The 17,985-nt window shown below is 70.8% G+C and carries 12 protein-coding genes and 1 tRNA gene; 1 reads left to right on the forward strand and 12 read right to left on the reverse strand.

What is annotated here, in order from left to right; genetic code table 11:
• Positions 1–52 precede the first annotated feature (52 nt).
• A complete protein-coding gene (gene polA / locus AC1VM9_RS18545; protein WP_483123665.1) occupies positions 53–2,728 on the reverse strand; it encodes a DNA polymerase I in 2,676 nt (891 codons plus the stop codon).
• Positions 2,729–2,999: 271 nt separating this feature from the next.
• Between polA and AC1VM9_RS18550 the strand changes: the two genes are divergently transcribed.
• Positions 3,000–3,392, forward strand: a complete 393-nt coding sequence (locus tag AC1VM9_RS18550) for a PaaI family thioesterase (RefSeq protein WP_483124046.1) — start codon at positions 3,000–3,002, stop codon at positions 3,390–3,392.
• A 32-nt stretch (positions 3,393–3,424) separates the two neighbouring features.
• Here the strand turns inward: AC1VM9_RS18550 and AC1VM9_RS18555 are convergent, their stop codons facing one another.
• The 11 genes from AC1VM9_RS18555 to gltB form a co-directional block, all read right to left on the reverse strand.
• Positions 3,425–4,021: a GNAT family N-acetyltransferase gene (locus AC1VM9_RS18555; protein ID WP_483123667.1), complete on the reverse strand. Its 597-nt coding sequence runs from the start codon at positions 4,019–4,021 to the stop codon at positions 3,425–3,427.
• 198 nt (positions 4,022–4,219) lie between these two features.
• The gene (locus AC1VM9_RS18560; protein WP_481340857.1) at positions 4,220–4,933 is read right to left on the reverse strand and encodes an ABC transporter ATP-binding protein; all 714 of its coding nucleotides are present in this window, start codon (positions 4,931–4,933) and stop codon (positions 4,220–4,222) included.
• On the reverse strand, positions 4,923–5,894 hold the full coding sequence (locus tag AC1VM9_RS18565) for an ABC transporter ATP-binding protein (RefSeq protein WP_483123668.1): 972 nt from the start codon (positions 5,892–5,894) through the stop codon (positions 4,923–4,925). Before AC1VM9_RS18565 ends, AC1VM9_RS18560 begins: the two co-directional genes overlap by 11 nt.
• Entirely contained in the window at positions 5,887–7,026 is a 1,140-nt protein-coding gene (locus tag AC1VM9_RS18570; protein ID WP_481346479.1) for a branched-chain amino acid ABC transporter permease, read from the reverse strand. Before AC1VM9_RS18570 ends, AC1VM9_RS18565 begins: the two co-directional genes overlap by 8 nt.
• Complete coding sequence (locus tag AC1VM9_RS18575; RefSeq protein ID WP_481340843.1) at positions 7,023–8,012, reverse strand: branched-chain amino acid ABC transporter permease; 990 nt, start codon at positions 8,010–8,012, stop codon at positions 7,023–7,025. The genes AC1VM9_RS18570 and AC1VM9_RS18575 overlap by 4 nt, the downstream gene beginning before the upstream one ends.
• Before the next feature lie 112 nt (positions 8,013–8,124).
• The gene (locus tag AC1VM9_RS18580) at positions 8,125–9,264 is read right to left on the reverse strand and encodes a branched-chain amino acid ABC transporter substrate-binding protein (protein ID WP_481346481.1); all 1,140 of its coding nucleotides are present in this window, start codon (positions 9,262–9,264) and stop codon (positions 8,125–8,127) included.
• Between the two features lie 142 nt (positions 9,265–9,406).
• Positions 9,407–10,018: an ANTAR domain-containing response regulator gene (locus AC1VM9_RS18585; protein WP_481340856.1), complete on the reverse strand. Its 612-nt coding sequence runs from the start codon at positions 10,016–10,018 to the stop codon at positions 9,407–9,409.
• Positions 10,019–10,203: 185 nt separating this feature from the next.
• Positions 10,204–10,286, reverse strand: a tRNA-Leu gene (locus AC1VM9_RS18590).
• A gap of 89 nt (positions 10,287–10,375) precedes the next feature.
• Positions 10,376–11,833 carry a pyruvate kinase gene (pyk, locus tag AC1VM9_RS18595; RefSeq protein ID WP_481340841.1) on the reverse strand — a complete coding sequence of 486 codons (1,458 nt, stop codon included), beginning with the start codon at positions 11,831–11,833 and terminating at the stop codon, positions 10,376–10,378.
• A gap of 88 nt (positions 11,834–11,921) precedes the next feature.
• Positions 11,922–13,379 carry a glutamate synthase subunit beta gene (locus tag AC1VM9_RS18600; protein WP_481340840.1) on the reverse strand — a complete coding sequence of 486 codons (1,458 nt, stop codon included), beginning with the start codon at positions 13,377–13,379 and terminating at the stop codon, positions 11,922–11,924.
• Positions 13,372–17,937 carry a glutamate synthase large subunit gene (gene gltB / locus AC1VM9_RS18605; protein ID WP_483123670.1) on the reverse strand — a complete coding sequence of 1,522 codons (4,566 nt, stop codon included), beginning with the start codon at positions 17,935–17,937 and terminating at the stop codon, positions 13,372–13,374. Before gltB ends, AC1VM9_RS18600 begins: the two co-directional genes overlap by 8 nt.
• Between the last annotated feature and the right edge of the window lie 48 nt (positions 17,938–17,985).

Genomic DNA, 17,985 nt, shown 5'->3' on the forward strand with positions numbered 1-17,985 from the left:
TCGGCGGCCGCCGCCGGTCCGGCGGGGTCGGCCCGCGAGCCCAGCCGCCGCGTCAGTGAGCCGCGTCGTGCCAGGAGCGGCCGACCCCGACGTTGACGTCGAGCGGGACGTCCATCGGTGCGGCGTTGCCCATCTCGTGGCGGACGAGCTTCTCGACGTCGTCGCGCTCCCCCGCCGCCACCTCGAGGACGAGCTCGTCGTGGACCTGCAGCAGGATGCGGGACCTCGCGCCCGCCGCCGCCAGCGCCCGGTCGACGCCGATCATCGCGACCTTCATGATGTCCGCGGCCGAGCCCTGGATCGGCGCGTTGAGGGCCATGCGCTCGGCGGCCTCGCGACGCTGCCGGTTGTCGGACGTGAGGTCCGGAAGGTAGCGACGACGCCCGAGCATCGTTGCGGTGTAACCCGTTCCGCGGGCCTCGGCCACGACGTCGCGCAGGTACGCGCTGACCCCGCCGAACCGCTCGAAGTAGCCGTCCATGAGGCCGCGGGCCTCCTCGGTGCTGATCGTCAGCTGCTTGGACAAGCCGTACGCCGACAGGCCGTAGGCCAGCCCGTACGACATGGCCTTGACCTTCGAGCGCATCGCCGGCGTGACGTCGTCGGGCTCGACGTTGAACACCCGCGACCCGACGAACTTGTGCAGGTCCTCACCGGTGCGGAAGGCCTCGATGAGCCCGGCGTCACCGGACAGGTGGGCCATGACGCGCATCTCGATCTGGGAGTAGTCGGCCGACATGAGCGCCTCGTAGCCGTCGCCGACGACGAACAGCTCGCGGATGCGGCGACCCTCCTCGGTGCGGATCGGCACGTTCTGCAGGTTCGGCTCGGTGGAGGACAGCCGCCCGGTCGCGGCGATGGTCTGCAGGTACGTCGTGTGGATCCGGCCGTCGTCGGACACCGACTTCTGCAGGCCCTCGACGGTGACACGCAGGCGCGCGGCGTCGCGGTGGCGCAGCAGCGCCTCGAGGAACGGGTGCTCGGTCCTGGCGAAGAGGTCGGCGAGCGCGTCGGCGTCGGTCGTGTAGCCCGTCTTGGTCTTCTTGGTCTTCGGCATGTTGAGGTCGCCGAAGAGCACCTCCTGCAGTTGCTTCGGCGAGCCGAGGTTGATGCGGTTGCCGCCGATGGCGTCCCACGCATCCTCCTGCGCCTGGGCAACCTTGGCGGCGAAGTCGGTCTCGAGCGCGTCGAGGCCCGGGGCGTCGACGGCGATGCCGGTGCGCTCCATCCGGGCGAGCACGTCGATGAGGGGAAGCTCGATGTCGGCGAGCAGCTCGGTGCCGCCGGTCGCCGCGAGCTGTTCGTCGAGAGCCGCGGCGAGGTCGCGGACCGCCGTGGCGCGGACCATCTCCTGCACGGCGGCCTTCTCGTCGGCGTCACCACCGAAGTCGAGCATGCCCTGCCCCTCGGCGGGCGCGCTGCCGCTCAGCTCGCGCTTGAGCTGGCGCAGGACGAGGTCGTCGAGGTGGTAGGTGCGCTGGTCGGGCTTGACGAGGTAGGCCGCGAGCTGCGTGTCGCTCGTGAGCCCCGCCAGCGTGAAGCCCCTGGCGGTCAGCGCCTCGATCGGTCCCTTGGCGTCGTGCATCGCCTTGGGCCGCTCGGGGTCCTCCAGCCACGAGGCCACGGAGGTCTCGCCCTCGTCGGGCAGCGTCGTCAGGTCGATCCAGGCGGCCGAACCGTCCGGCGCGGCGACCGCCAGACCCGTGGCGTCCCCCGTGCCGCGGGCCCACGTGCCGGTCACCGACAGCCCGGCCCGCTGACCGGCGGGCAGGTGCGCGGCGACCCAGTCGGCGACCTGCTCCGGCGCGAGCAGCACGCCCTCGACGTCGAAGCCCTGCTCGGCCTCGGGCTCGGCCGCCTCCACGGAGGCGAAGAGCCGGTCGCGCAGGACCCGGAACTCGAGCCGGTCGAAGACCTCGTGGACCTCCTCGCGCGCCCACTGGTGGCGCTGGAGGTCGGCGACCCCGACGCCGACCGGGGCGTCGCGGACGAGCTGGTTGAGGCGCCGGTTGCGCAGCACCTGGTCGAGGTGCTGGCGGAGCGACTCGCCGGCCTTGCCCTTGATCTGGTCGATCCCGGCGACGACGCCGTCGAGGTCGCCGAACTGGGTGATCCACTTGGCGGCCGTCTTGGGCCCGACCCCCGGGACACCGGGAAGGTTGTCGGAGCTCTCGCCGACCATCGCCGCGAGGTCGCTGTACCGAGTGGGCGGGACCCCGTACTTCTCCTCGATCTGCGCCGGACCCATGCGCCACACCTCGGAGACGCCCCGGACCGGGTAGAGGATCGTGACGTTGTCGTCGACGAGCTGGAACGTGTCGCGGTCGCCGGAGCAGATGAGCACCTCGAGACCCTCGCCGCCCGCCGCGGTCGCGATCGTGGCGATGATGTCGTCGGCCTCGTAGCCGTCGAGCTCGACGTAGGTGATGCGCAGCGCGTCGAGGACCTCCTTGACGAGCGGCAGCTGCCCCTGGAACTCGTCGGGCGTACGGGCGCGGCCGGCCTTGTACTCGGCGTACTCCTCGGTGCGGAAGGTCTGGCGCGACTTGTCGAAGGCCACCGCCACGTGCGTCGGCTCCTCGTCGCGCAGCATGTTGATGAGCATCGAGGTGAAGCCGTACACGGCGTTGGTGTGCTGGCCGGTGCTCGTCGAGAAGTTCTCGGCCGGGAGCGCGAAGAACGCGCGGTAGGCCAGCGAGTGTCCGTCGAGGAGGAGAAGTCGGCTCACGGTGGCAACCCTAGTGGCGGGCACCGACGCCGTGACCCCGGGCACGGTGTCGTGGCCGACGGCGCCCCGACGCCGCACGCGGCATACGATCGCCGGCATGACCGACCCCAGCACCGGCGAGGACCTCGCCACCTCGGCAGCCGCACCGGCGCCCGCAGAGACGGCCGGCGAGGCCGCGCACGACACGGCGTCCGCGGCAGCGCACGACACCGCGCCCGCGGCAGCGCACGACACCGCCCACGACACCGCGCACGACACGGCGCTCCAGGTGATGCGCGACATGGCGGCGGGCACGCTCCTCGAGCGGATGGGCATCGAGGTCGTCGAGGCCAGCCCGGAACGCCTCGTGGCGACGATGCCGGTGGCCGGCAACACCCAGCCGTACGGGCTGCTCCACGGTGGCGCGAGCGTCGTCCTCGCCGAGAGTCTGGGCTCCATCGGGGCGGCGCTGCACGCGGGCCCCGGCCGCGTCGCGGTCGGCCTCGACATCAACGCCACGCACCACCGGGCCGCGCGCTCCGGCGTCGTGACCGGCACCGCCACCGTCCTCAGCGCCGGGCGGACGCTCGTCAGCTACGAGGTCGTCGTCGTCGACGACGGCGGGCGACGCGTGTGCACCTCCCGCATCACCTGCCTGCTGCGCGACGCCGCACCGGGGTCGTGACCACCCGCCGCCCCCGCGCAGGCGCGGGGTGATCAGCCCGCGACCTGCGGGCCGCGGTGCCGCGGGTGCCGGGCCTGGCCGGGGCCGTGGGGCTCGCGTCGCAGGTCGCGGCGGCGCCTGAGCACCTGCTCGAGCCCGACGCGTTGCGAGCGCGGTGTCGGCTCGCCGGCGAGCTTGCGCTGGACGGTGGCCGACGTCGCCACTCGACGCACGGTCTCGGCGGCGAAGCCGAGACGGGCGAAGAACCGGTTGGCCTCCCGGTCGCCGGCGGGCACGGTGCTCGCGAGGTGCTCGGCGCCCTGTCGGTCGGCGTACCGCGCCGCCGCCGTCAGCAGCGCGCGCGCCACGCCCTGGCGTCGGTGCTCCGGCAGGACGAAGAGCATGTCGATGGACACGCAGGGCGCGTCGACGAGGAGGCTGCGCGTCGAGTCGGCGAGAACCACGTACCCGGAGGCCTCGTCACCGGTGAACGCGATGAAGGCGCAGATGTCCTCGCGCTGCAGCGCGTGTCGCAGCGTGCCGTCGAGAGCGAGGCGCTGGGCGGCCTCGGGCGTCGTGCCGCCCTCGATCCGGTGGGCGATCCACAGCTCGATGAACCTCGAGTGCAGCGTCTCGTCGACCCTCCGCACGGACACACCCGCTCGCCCCATCGTCCCTCCGATCGCCATCCGGTCCTCCCCGAGGCCACCCGGCAGACACTACGGCCAACGGACCACCGGCGGAAGGGCACCCCCCGGGCGTCGGTGCACGACGGACGCCGGACGGCCGTCGGGGGCGCCACGCGCTGCGTGACGCCCCCGGCGGGAGGGTGACCGAACGGGCCCGGGTCAGCCGCCGAGGTAGGCGGCCTTGACGGCCGGGTCGGCCGCCAGCTCGCTGCCGGTGCCCTCGCGGACGATCTCACCGGTCTCGAGGATGTAGGCGCGGTGCGAGCGCTTCAGCGCCTGTGCCGCGTTCTGCTCCACGAGCAGGACCGTCGTGCCCTGGCTGTTGATCTCCGTGACGATGTCGAAGATCTGCTGGATCAGCTTGGGCGCCAGGCCCATCGACGGCTCGTCGAGGAGCAGCAGCTTCGGCTTGGCCATGAGGGCGCGCCCCATCGCCAGCATCTGCTGCTCGCCACCGGACATCGAGCCGGCGGCCTGGTTGCTGCGCTCCTTGAGCCGGGGGAACAGCTCGAAGACGCGGTCGAGGTCGTCGCGGACCGCCTTGCTCTTGCGGTCCGGGCGCGCGTACGTGCCCATCTCGAGGTTCTCCATCACCGTCATGCCGACGAAGCAGCCACGACCCTCGGGGGACTGGGAGATGCCGAGAACCGGTCGTTCGTGCGACGGCGTCGACGTGATGTCCTTGCCGTCGAAGACGACCGAGCCGGCGCGCACCGGGCGAAGGCCCGAGATCGTCTTCATCGTCGTCGTCTTGCCCGCGCCGTTGGCGCCGATGAGGGTGACGATCTCACCCTCCTCGACGGTGAAGCTGATGTCGCGGATGGCCTCGATGCGCCCGTAGTTGACGCACAGGCCGTTGACCTCAAGAAGCATCTTCCTCATCCACTCCCAGGTAGGCGGCGATGACCGCCGGGTTGTCGCGGATCTCCGCGGGCGAGCCCTCGGCGATCTTGCGGCCGAACTCGAGCACGACGATCCGGTCGGTCACGCCCATGACCAGCTTCATGTCGTGCTCGATGAGCAGGACGGTGTAGCCCTGGTCGCGGATCGTGCGGATGAGCTCCATGAGCCGGGCCTTCTCGGCCGGGTTGAAGCCGGCGGCCGGCTCGTCGAGGCAGAGCAGCTGCGGGTTGGTGGCGAGGGCGCGCGCGATCTCGAGACGACGCTGGTCGCCGTACGGGAGGTTGCGCGCCAGCTCGTCCGCCTTGCCGTCGAGTCCCATGAACTCGAGCAGCTCCATCGCCCGGGCGTGGCCCTGGGTCTCCTCGCGGCGGTGCCGCGGGAGGCGGAACATCGCGGACCCGACGCCGGTCGAGTGGTGCGCATCGACACCGACGAGCACGTTCTCGAGGGCCGTCATGTTCGCGAACAGCCGGATGTTCTGGAAGGTGCGCGCGATGCCCAGCTTGGTGATCTGGAACTTCTTCCGCTTGCCCAGGGGCTCGCCGAGGAACCGGACGCCGCCGGAGGTCGGCTGGTAGACGCCGGTCATGACGTTGAAGCACGTCGTCTTGCCGGCACCGTTCGGTCCGATGAGGCCGAGGATCTCGCCCTTGTTGATGTGGAAGCTCACCTCGTTGAGGGCGACGACGCCGCCGAAGCGAAGGGTCACGTCGTCGACCTCGAGGAGGCGCTCCCCCTCGGCCACGCTCGGCCCGATGTCCTCGGGCGCGATGTCGACGTCGGGGTTGATCTCGGTGACCTCGTCGGCCGGGTCGGCGAGCGGCTGCACGTCCTGCACCGGCTCGACCGTGTGCGTCCCCTCGTGCGTCTCCTCGAGCGTCGGCTCGCGGGTCGTGGCACGGGCGTCGTCGGGGCTGGTGGGCTCAGACACTGGCTTCTCCCTCCTCGAGGACGTGCTCTCTCTCGTCGGCCCGCTTGGCCCGGATCGTACGCCGTGGGGGCAGGATGCCCTGCGGACGGAAGATCGCGAGCAGCATGAGCGCGAGACCGAAGACGAGGACGCGGTAGTCGGCGAACTCACGGAAGCGCTCCGGGAAGTAGCTGACGACGATGGCGCCGAGGATGACGCCGACCCGGTTGCCCGCCCCGCCGACGACGACCGCCGCGATGAACAGGATCGACAGCAGCAGCTCGAAGCTCTGCGGGTTGATGAAGCCGGACTTCGTCGCGAAGAGCGCACCCGACAGGCCGCCGATGGCGGCGCCGAGGGCGAAGGCGAGCAGCTTGAACCGGAAGGTGGGCACCCCCATGAGCTCTGCGGCGTCCTCGTCCTCACGGGTGGCCTCCCAGGCCCGGCCGACGCGGCTGCCCTTGACGAGGACGTCGAACAGCAGCACGAGGCCGATGACCGCCAGCGCGAGCCAGTAGTACGGGATGAAGTCGGTGATGCCGAACTTGAGGAACGTCGACGTGGTGTCGAGGTCGATGACCGGGGCACCGGTGCTCCAGTCGATGCTCGGCACCTTGAACAGCTCCAGGCCCGGGGGCTTCGGGATGTCCGAGATGCCCTGGGCACCGCCGAGCCACTGCGAGTTCACCAGGGTCAGGCGCACGATCTCACCGAAGCCGAGCGTCACGATGGCCAGGTAGTCACCACGCACGCGCAGCGTCGGCGCACCGAGGATGACGCCCGAGATCATCGCGACGACGATCGCGATCGGCACGACGACGACCCATGACAGCGACGCGTGCTCGGCGCTCAGGACGCCCACGGTGTAGGCACCGATCGCGTAGAAGCCGACGTAGCCGAGGTCGAGCAGGCCGGCGTAGCCGACGACGATGTTGAGGCCGAGGGCGACGAGCACGTACGTGGCGACGGTGAAGAGCACCCCGCCGAAGTCCGAGCCCTCGGTGGTGATGATCGGGATGTTGAGCATGGGCAGCAGGAACAGGAACAGCGCGAAGAGCACCCAGAGGCCGATCTTGGCGCCCCTGGGCAGGCCGTCGACGCGCTGCCGGAAACCGGGCCGGCGGGGCGTGGTGGTGGCGGTCGTCGTGCTCATGCGCGCGCCTTTCCGAGGGACTCACCGAGCAGGCCGGTGGGCCGGAAGAGCAGGATGAGCACGAGGAGGACGAACGCGACGACGTCCTTCCACTGGGTGCCCACCAGCGCGGAGCCGTAGTTCTCGGCGAGGCCGAGGACGAAACCACCGAGCAGCGCACCGCGCAGGTTGCCGATGCCGCCGAGGACGGCCGCCGTGAACGCCTTGACGCCGAGGATGAAGCCGGCGTCGTAGCGGGTGATGCCGATCTTCAGCATGTAGAAGACGGCCGCGGCTCCGGCCATGACGCCGCCGACGAGGAAGGTCACCTGGATGACGCGGTCGCGGTTGACGCCCATGAGCGCGGCGGACTCGGGGTCCATGGCGACGGCGCGGATGCCGCGGCCGAGGCGCGAGCGCTTCACGAACTGGTCGAGCACCACCATGATCGCGATCGCCCCGACGACGACGAGGATGTCGACGTTGGTGACCTGGTAGTCCCCCAGGGTGAACACCGGCTGCGGCGAGATGATCTCGGGCATGCCGGTGTTGTTGCGCGAGTTCGCGACGTAGGTGCGCAGCGGTGTGTCGAGCCCGAACACCCCGGTGATCTGCTGGCGCAGGCCCATGATCTCGGAGAGCACGAACGAGGCGCCGATGGCGGAGATCAGGGCGATGAGGGGCGGGGCGTTGCGTTTGCGCAGCGGGCGGTAGGCCACCCGCTCGAGCAGCACCGCGATGAGCCCGGAGACGAGCATCGCGGCGACGAACATCATGGCGACCCAGAAGATCACCTGGCCGACGCTGCTGCCGCCCTTGCCGCCGAGGAGGACGACGACCCACAGCGAGGCGAACGTGCCGTACATGAAGACCTCGGAGTGCGCGAAGTTGATCAGTCGCAGCACGCCGTAGACGAGGGTGTAGCCGAGGGCGACGAGGGCGTAGACGGCGCCGAGCGTCGTGCCCGTGACGGTCAGCGAGAAGAAGTTTTCCAACAGGTACTGCATCCAAGACCTCCTGGGCCGGGTGCGAGGGGAGGGGTCACAGGTCGGGCATCAGCCGAACGAAGGGCGGCCGGAGCATAGTGCTCCGACCGCCCCCCTGACGATGGCGCCCGTCCTACTTGATCTCTCCCACGGGCGTGAACTTGCCGCCCGAGACCTTGTAGGCGAACACCTTGATGTCCGAGGACTCGCCCTTGGCGTCGAACTTCAGCTGCTTCGTGACGCCCTTCTTGTCGTAGGACTTGACGAAGTCGACCATGGTCTCGCGGTTCTTCCCGGCCGCGATGCCGTCGAGGAGGATCGTCGCGGCGTCGTAGCCCTCACCCGAGTAGGTGTTGGGGTCCTGGTTGTACTTCGCCTTGTAGGCCTTGGCGAAGTCGGGCGCGATGTCGGCAGGCACGCACGGGCAGGTGACGACGGCGCCGTCGGCCGCGGGACCGGCGTTGTCGATGAACGACTGGTCCTTGACACCGTCCGCAGCGACGAACGTGCCCTTCCAGCCGGCGTCACGCAGCTGCTTGACGAGCGGCGCGGCCTCCGGCGAGTACCCGCCGAAGAAGAGCGCGTCGGCGCCCGAGGACTTCACCTTGGTGACGGAGGCGCTGAAGTCGGTCTGCTTCTGCTGGATGGTGTCGTTGCCGACGACGGCCGAGCCGAGGTCCTGGCGCACGATGTCGGCCAGGCCCTTGCCGTACTCGGAGGCGTCGTCGATGACGAACGGCTTCGCGGCCTTGAGCGTGTCCTTGATGTACTTGGCCGCTGCCGGGCCCTGGGTGGCGTCGTTGCCGAGCACCCGGAAGAAGGTCTTCCAGCCGTTGTCGGCCAGCTTGGGGTTGGTGGCCGACGGCGTGATGGTGACGAGGCCCGCCTCGTTGAAGGCCGGGTCGGCGGCCTTGGACTCACCGGAGAAGGCCGGACCGACGATGCCGACGACCTTCTTGTCGTCGATCGCCTTCTTGGCCAGCGCCGGCGCCTGCGTCGGGTCGCCCTGCGAGTCGTAGTTCTCCAGGGTGACCTTGCAGTCCGCGTGCTTCTTGTTGTAGTCGTCGAGCGCCAGGTTGACGCCGTTCTGGATGTAGATGCCCAGGTTGGCGTTGGGCCCGGTGAGGGCACCGAACATGCCGATCTTCTGGTCGCAAGCCGCCTTGGCCGACCCGCCGCTGCCGGCCGTGGTGTCGCCGCCCTTGGTGCCACAGGCACCGAGAGCCAGCGCCGCGACCGCGACCGGCACGACGAACTTGAGGGTGGAACGCACGGGTGTCCTCCTGATGTCACTCTTCCCTCGTGTGAGGGCTGACACGGAGACTAGGCCCATCCCCTCGGAAGGTCACGGACTCTCGGCGATCGGTGACCGTGTCGTGACCTGCCTGCACGGAGGATCTGCGGCGGTCAGGACGTCACGACGCCGGGAAGCCGTTGATGACGGCCTCGGCGACCTCTTTCATCCCGAGGCGACGGTCCATCGCGGTCTTCTGGATCCACCGGAACGCATCCGACTCGGACAGCTTGAGCTGGGACATGAGCACGCCCTTGGCGCGGTCGACGAGCTTGCGGGTCTCGAGGCGCTCGCCGAGGTCCGCGATCTCGGCCTCGAGGGCCTTGAGCTCCTGCCAGCGGGACGTGGCGATGTCGATGGCCGGGCGCAGGTCGTCGGCCGTGAACGGCTTGACGATGTAGGCCATGACACCGGCGTCCCGGGCCCGCTCGACGAGCTCGGTCTGGGAGAAGGCGGTCAGCATGATGACCGGGCACGCCTTCGTCTCGTGCAGCTGCTCGGCGGCCGAGAGGCCGTCGAGGACCGGCATCTTGACGTCCATGATGACGAGGTCGGGCGCGAGCTCCTTGGCCAGCGTCACGGCCTGCTCGCCGTTGCTGGCCTGGCCGACGACCTCGTAGCCCTGCTCCCCGAGCATCTCGACGAGGTCGAGACGGATCAGCGCCTCGTCCTCGGCGACGAGGATGCGGGTGGTGCCGGACGCCGGAGCCGGGGTGGGTGCCGAAGCCGGCACGTCCTCGGCCGCCGGGGCGGCCTTCGTCGGGCGGGGCTTGGGAGTCGTGCTCTCGTCGGTGCTCTGCTCGCTGGTCACGCGTCACAGCGTAGCCGGGGGCAGGTTTCGCGGACGTTTCGGGCCGGTGGCCGCACGCGCCGGCAGGCAACGGGTGTCACGCGCTGCGAGACGTGCCCGTCGTGCGGTGCCGAGGGCGGGACTCGAACCCGCACGGCCTTGCGGCCAGAGCATTTTGAGTGCCCCGTGTCTGCCATTCCACCACCCCGGCCGGAGTGCCGGGCCAGCATACCGGCGGACGGTCGAGGGCCGGTGTCCGCCATGGCGGGCACCGGCCCTCGGGTGCGTCGACGGACCGGCTCAGCCGGTGACCTCCTCCGGGCGGTACGCGGGCGCCCGACGGTGGACGGCGTCACCGACGCGGTGGACCCGCAGCGCGTTCGTCGAGCCGGGGATGCCGGGGGGCGACCCGGCGACGATGACGACGTGGTCGCCCTCGGGGACACGCCCCTCCGGGATGAGCTTGAGGTCGACCTGCATCGCGAACTGGTCGGTGTGGTGCATCCGCGGCACGAGGTAGGTCTCGATGCCCCAGACGAGGGCGAGCTGCGAGCGGACCCGCTGCTCGGAGGTGAAGGTCAGCATCGGCAGGCGCGGGCGCAGTCGTGCCATCCGCTTGGCCGACCCGCCGGTCTCGCTGAAGGTGATGAGGAACCTCGCGTCGACGACCTCGCCGATCTCGACCGCGGCCTTGGTGACGGCTCCCCCGACGGTCTTGGGGTTGGTCTTCATCCGCGCGATCTTGTCGTAGCCGTGCTCCTCGGTGGACTCGATGATCCGGGCCATGGTCCGCACGGCCTCGATGGGCCAGGCGCCCACCGACGTCTCGCCCGAGAGCATGAGCGCGTCGGCACCGTCGAGGACCGCGTTGGCGGCGTCGGAGGCCTCGGCGCGCGTCGGGCGGGGGTTCTCGATCATCGACTCGAGCACCTGCGTCGCGACGATGACCGGCTTGGCCTCGCGCCGGGCCAGCTCGATCGCGGTCTTCTGCACGATCGGGACGTCCTCGAGCGGCATCTCGACGCCGAGGTCACCACGGGCGACCATGATGCCGTCGAACGCCCGGACGATCGCCTCGAGGTTCTCGACGGCCTGCGGCTTCTCGATCTTGGCGATGACGGGCAGGCGGTACCCGAACTCGTCCATGATCGCGTGGACGTCGGCGATGTCGTCGGCCGACCGGACGAACGACAGGGCGATGAGGTCGACGCCCAGGCGCATCGCGAACCGCAGGTCCTCGCGGTCCTTCTCCGACAGGGCCGGGACGCTGACGGCGACACCCGGCAGGTTGATGCCCTTGTTGTTGCTCACCTCGCCCGGCACGACCGTCTCGGCGAGGACGTCGGTGTCGCTGACGTCCACGGCACGCAGCATGACCTTGCCGTCGTCGATGAGCATGAGGTCCCCGGGCTGCACGTCACCGGGCAGGCCCTTGTACGTCGTGCCGACGATGGACTCGTCGCCGACGACGTCACGCGTCGTGATGGTGAAGCGCTGGCCGACGCTCAGGGCGACGGGCCCCTCGCCGAAACGGCCGGTGCGGATCTTCGGACCCTGCAGGTCGACGAGGATGCCGACGGCGCGGCCGGACTCGTCGCTCGCCGCGCGGACGTCGCGGTACACCTGCTCGTGCACGGAGTGGTCGCCGTGCGAGAGGTTGAGGCGGGCCACGTCCATGCCGGCGTCCACGAGGGCGCGCAGCTGCTGGGGCGAGGAGGTCTTGGGTCCGATCGTGCAGACGATCTTGGCGCGGCGCATGGGGCAACCTTAGGGGGGCTGTGACCTGAGTCACCAAGGGGGTTCGCCCCGTGGACGAACCCCCTCGGTGTCGGGTGGGACGGACGGCTCAGACGGCCAGCGGCCGGTCGTCGGGGCCGATCGGACGCGGCAACGAGGACGACCCGGTGAGCCACGCGTCGACGCCTGCGGCGGCCGCGCGACCCTCCGCGATGGCCCAGACGATGAGGGACTGGCCGCGCCCGGCGTCACCGGCGACGAAGACCCCCGGCACCGAGCTCATGAAGGTCTTGTCGCGCCGGACGTTGCTGCGCTCGTCGAGGTCGACGCCGAGCTGCTCGACGACACCGGGCCCCTCCGGGCCGAGGAAGCCCATGGCGAACAGGACCAGCTGGGCCGGGATCTCGCGCTCGGTCCCCGGCTTCGGGGTCAGCCTGCCGTCGACGAGCTCGACCTCGGTGAGGCGCAGCGCGGCGACGTTGCCGTCGTCGTCGCCGACGAACTCGGTCGTGCTGACGGCGTAGATCCGCTCGCCGCCCTCCTCGTGCGCGCTGGCGACGCGGTAGAGCATCGGGTAGGTCGGCCAGGGCTGGTTCGCGGGGCGGTCCTCACCGGGCTGGGGCATGATCTCGAGGCTCGTGACCGACGCCGCCCCCTGGCGGTGCGCCGTGCCGATGCAGTCGGCGCCGGTGTCGCCGCCGCCGATGACGACGACGTGCTTGCCGGTGGCGAGGATCTGGTCGGGCACGTCCTCGCCGAGTGCCGCCCGGTTGCCCTGCGGGAGGTAGTCCATCGCCTGGTGGATGCCGCCGAGCTCGCGCCCGGGCACCGACAGGTCGCGCGGGACGGTCGCGCCGAGGGCGAGGACCACCGCGTCGTACCGGTCCCGCAGCTGCTGGCCCGTGATGTCGGTGCCGACGTCGACGCCGTTGCGGAAGCGGGTGCCCTCGGCCTCCATCTGCGCGAGGCGGCGGTCGAGGACCGACTTCTCCATCTTGAACTCGGGGATGCCGTAGCGCAGCAGGCCGCCGGGCTTGTCGGCGCGCTCGAAGACGGCGACCGTGTGGCCGGCCCGGGTCAGCTGCTGGGCGGCGGCGAGACCCGCAGGGCCCGAGCCGATGACGGCGACGGTCTTGCCGGAGAGCCGCTCGGGCGGCAGCGGCCGCACGAGACCGCTGTCGAAGGCCTGCTCGATGGTCGTGACCTCGACCTGCTTGATGGTCACGGCCGGCTGGTTGATGCCGAGGACGCAGGCCGTCTCGCACGGCGCCGGGCACAGGCGTCCGGTGAACTCGGGGAAGTTGTTCGTGGCGTGGAGGCGCTCGATGGCATCGGACCAGTCACCTCGCCACGCGAGCGTGTTCCACTCCGGGATGAGGTTGCCGAGCGGGCAGCCGGAGTGGCAGAACGGGATGCCGCAGTCCATGCACCGGCCGGCCTGCCGCTGGAGCTGGCTGCGCTCCTGCTCCTCGTAGACCTCCTTCCAGTCCCGGATGCGGACCGGGACCGGGCGGCGGGTCGGCAGCTCGCGCTCGCGCGTCTTGAGAAAGCCCTGGGGGTCAGCCACGGGAAGCCTCCATGATCCGGTCCCACACGTCGGCGCCGTCGGGGTCGAGGCCCTCGGCCTCGGCCTGCGTGCGGACGTCGAGGACACGCTGGTAGTCGCGGGGAAGGACGAGCGTGAAGCGCTCGGGGGCGGTCGCCCAGTCGTCGAGCAGGGCCTGCGCGACCGGCGAGCCGGTCCACCGCACGTGCCCCTCGAGGAGGCCTCGGAGCGTCGTCTCGTCGTCCGGGCGCAGCGGGAACAGGTCGACGAGCTCGCCGTTGACGAGTCGCGGGTCGAGGTCGAGGACGTACGCGACACCGCCGGACATGCCCGCCGCGAAGTTGCGGCCCGTGGCCCCGAGGACGACGGCGACGCCGCCGGTCATGTACTCGCAGCCGTGGTCGCCGACGCCCTCGACGACGGCGTGGGCGCCGGAGTTGCGGACGCAGAAGCGCTCGCCGACGACACCGCGCAGGAACAGCTCGCCGGTCGTCGCGCCGTAGGCGATGACGTTGCCGGCGATGACGTTCTCCTCGGCGACGAGGCGGGCCTGCGTGTCGGGGCGGACGACGACGCGGCCACCGGACAGGCCCTTGCCGACGTAGTCGTTGGCGTCCCCGAACAGCTGCATCGTGACGCCGGCCGGCAGGAAGGCCCCGAAGGACTGCCCGCCCGATCCGGTCATGGTCAGCTCGATGGTGTTGTCCGGCAGCCCCTTGGGGTGCGCCTTGGTCACGTGGTGGCCGAGCATGGTGCCGACGGTGCGGTTGACGTTGCGGACCGCGATCGACGAGCGGACCTGCTCACCGCTCTCGATGGCCGGCAGGGCCCGGCTCACCAGCTCGTTGTCGAGCGCCTTGTCGAGACCGTGGTCCTGCGCCGTCGACTGGTGCAGCGTGCCACCGGTCGGGTTGTCGGCGACGCTGAGGATCGGCGTGAGGTCGAGGCCCGACGCCTTCCAGTGCGCGACGGCCTTCTCGATGTCGAGGCTGCCGACCTGGCCGACGGCCTCCTCGATCGAGCGGAACCCGAGCGCGGCGAGGTGCTCGCGGACCTCCTCGGCGATGTACTCGAAGAACGTCTCGACGAACTCCGGCTTGCCGGTGAAGCGCGCCCGCAGCTCGGGGTTCTGGGTGGCGATGCCGACGGGGCACGTGTCGAGGTGGCAGACGCGCATCATGACGCAGCCGGACACGACGAGCGGGGCGGTCGCGAAGCCGAACTCCTCGGCGCCGAGCAGTGCGGCGACGACGACGTCGCGGCCCGTCTTCAGCTGGCCGTCCACCTGCACGACGATGCGGTCCCGCAGGCCGTTGAGCACGAGCGTCTGCTGGGCCTCGGCGAGCCCGAGCTTCCACGGCGCCCCGGCATGCTTGAGCGACGTGAGCGGCGAGGCACCCGTACCGCCGTCGTGGCCGGAGATGAGCACGACGTCGGCGTGCGCCTTCGACACGCCCGCGGCGACGGTGCCGACTCCGACCTCGGAGACCAGCTTCACGTGCACCCGTGCGGCGGGGTTGGCGTTCTTGAGGTCGTGGATCAGCTGGGCCAGGTCCTCGATCGAGTAGATGTCGTGGTGCGGCGGCGGTGAGATGAGCCCGACGCCGGGCGTCGAGTGCCGCGTCTGCGCGACCCACGGGTACACCTTGTGACCGGGCAGCTGCCCGCCCTCGCCGGGCTTGGCGCCCTGGGCCATCTTGATCTGGATGTCGTCGGAGTGCGTCAGGTAGAGGCTCGTGACGCCGAAGCGTCCGGAGGCGACCTGCTTGACGGCCGAGCGGCGCTCGGGGTCGAGGAGGCGCTCGTAGTCCTCGCCGCCCTCCCCCGTGTTCGACCGGCCGCCGAGGCGGTTCATCGCGACCGCGAGGGTCTCGTGCGCCTCCTGGGAGATCGAGCCGTAGCTCATGGCGCCGGTGTTGAACCGCTTGACGATCTCGCTGACCGGCTCGACCTCCTCGATCGGCACGGGCAGCCGGCCGGTGACGCCGGTCGGCTTGAAGCCCATGAGGCCACGCAGCGTCATGAGGCGCGTCGTCTGGTCGTCGACGCGGTTCGTGTACTGCTTGAAGACGTCGTAGCGACGCTGGCGCGTCGAGTGCTGGAGGCGGAACACGGTGTCGGGGTCGAACAGGTGCGGCTCGCCCTCGCGGCGCCACTGGTACTCGCCGCCGACGTCGAGGACGCGGTGCGGCTGGTGGACGCCGTCCGGCGGGTAGGCCGTGGCGTGGCGCTCGGCCGCCTCGCGGGCGATGACGTCGAGGCCGACGCCGCCGAGCTGGCTCACGGTGCCGGTGAAGTACCGGTCGACGAGGTCCTGCGACAGGCCGATGGCCTCGAACACCTGCGCGCCGCGGTAGGACGCGACGGTCGAGATCCCCATCTTCGACATGACCTTGAGGACACCCTTGCCGAGGGCCTTGATGAGGTTCCTGACGGCCTTCTCGGGGGTGACGCCCTCGATCTGGCGCGAGCGGACGAGGTCCTCGACGGTCTCCATGGCGAGGTAGGGGTTGACGGCCGCGGCGCCGTAGCCGATGAGCAGCGCGACGTGGTGCACCTCGCGGACGTCACCGGCCTCGACGAGCAGGCCCACCTGGGTGCGGGTCTTCTCGCGGATGAGGTGGTGGTGCACGGCGGCCGTGAGCAGCAGGGACGGGATCGGCGCGAGGTCGCGGCCGGAGTCGCGGTCCGACAGCACGACGAAGCGCGCGCCTCGGGCGATGGCGTGCGACACCTCGGCGAAGATCTCCTCGAGGCGGTCGCGCATGGCACCCGCGCCACCGGTCACGTCGTAGAGGCCGCGCACGACGTGCGTCGCGTAGCCGGGCAGGTCGCCGTCGGCGTTGATGTGCACGATCTTGGCCAGCTCGTCGTTGTCGATGACCGGGAACTCGAGGACGAGCTGGCGGGCGTGCGCCGGCGAGGCCGACAGGGCGTTGCCCTCGGGACCCATGAACGTGCCGAGCGAGGTGACGAGCTCCTCGCGGATGGCATCGAGCGGCGGGTTGGTCACCTGGGCGAACAGCTGGGTGAAGTAGTCGAAGAGCAGCCGTGGCCGCGAGGACAGGACCGCGATCGGGGTGTCGGTGCCCATCGAGCCGAGCGCCTCGGCACCGGTGCGCGCCATGGGCGCGAGCAGCAGGCGCAGCTCCTCGGCCGTGTAGCCGAAGGTCTGCTGCCGCCGGGCCACCGACGCCGCCGTGTGCACGATGTGCTCGCGCTCGGGCAGGTCCTCCAGGCGGATGAGGCCGGCGTGCAGCCACTCGGCGTACGGCTTCGCGGCGGCCAGCTGGGACTTGATCTCGTCGTCGCCGACGATGCGTCCGTGCTCGGTGTCGACGAGGAACATCTTGCCCGGCTGGAGGCGTCCGCGCTGGACGACGTGGGCCGGGTCGAGGTCGAGGACGCCGGTCTCCGAGGCGAGGACGACCAGACCGTCGTCGGTGACGGCGTAGCGCCCCGGGCGCAGGCCGTTGCGGTCGAGCACCGCACCGACGAGCGTCCCGTCGGTGAAGCACACGTTCGCCGGTCCGTCCCACGGCTCCATGAAGCTCGAGTGGAACTCGTAGAAGGCCCGGCGTGCCGGGTCCATCGTCTCGTGGTTCTCCCAGGCCTCCGGGATCATCATGAGGACGGCGTGCGGCAGGGAGCGGCCACCGAGGTGGAGCAGCTCGAGGACCTCGTCGAAGCTCGCGGAGTCCGACGCGTCGGGCGTGCAGATCGGGAAGAGCCGCTCGAGGTCGCCGGGGATGATGTCGCTCGTCAGGAGGCTCTCGCGGGCGCGCATCCAGTTGCGGTTGCCCTTGACGGTGTTGATCTCACCGTTGTGCGCGATGAGCCGGTACGGGTGCGCGAGCGGCCACGACGGGAACGTGTTCGTCGAGAACCGCGAGTGCACGAGCGCGAGCTCGGTGGCGAAGCGCGGGTCGGACAGGTCCGGGAAGAACGGCTCGAGCTGGCCGGTCGTCAGCATGCCCTTGTAGACGATGGTCCGGGCCGACAGCGACGCGAAGTAGACGTCGACCTCCCGCTCGGCACGCTTGCGCAGGCAGAACGCGAGCCGGTCCAGGCCCAGCGCGACCTGGCGGCCCATGGAGCTGCTGACGAACAGCTGCTCGAAGTGCGGCATGCAGTCGCGGGCGACCTGGCCGACGAGGTCGGCCTCGACGGGGACGTCGCGCCAGCCGAGCACCTTGAGGTTCTCCTGCGCCGCGATCCCCTCGATGCGTGCCTTGGCGGCCGCCCGCTCGTCGGGGTCGCGCGGCAGGAACGCGATGCCGGCGGCATAGGCACCCGCGTTGGGCAGCGTGAACGGCAGCACGGCGCGGAAGAAGGCGTCGGGGACCTGCGTCAGGACGCCGGCGCCGTCGCCGACGAGCGGGTCGGCGCCCGTGGCGCCGCGGTGGTCCAGGTTGCGCAGCGCCGTCAGCGCGTGCTCGACGATGTCGTGCCCGGCGCTCCCGCGCATCGTCGCGATGAGGGCGACGCCACAGGCGTCGTGCTCGAACTCGCGGCGGTAAAGACCGGAGTCCTCAGGCTGGGCGCTGAAGAGGTTCCGGGTACGGGTGTGCGGCGACATGTTCACCGTCCTTCTCGAGTACCAAGGAGCGGCGTGGGAGGGCCGCAA

Source organism: Monashia sp. HAY1-11D, from assembly GCF_056868035.1.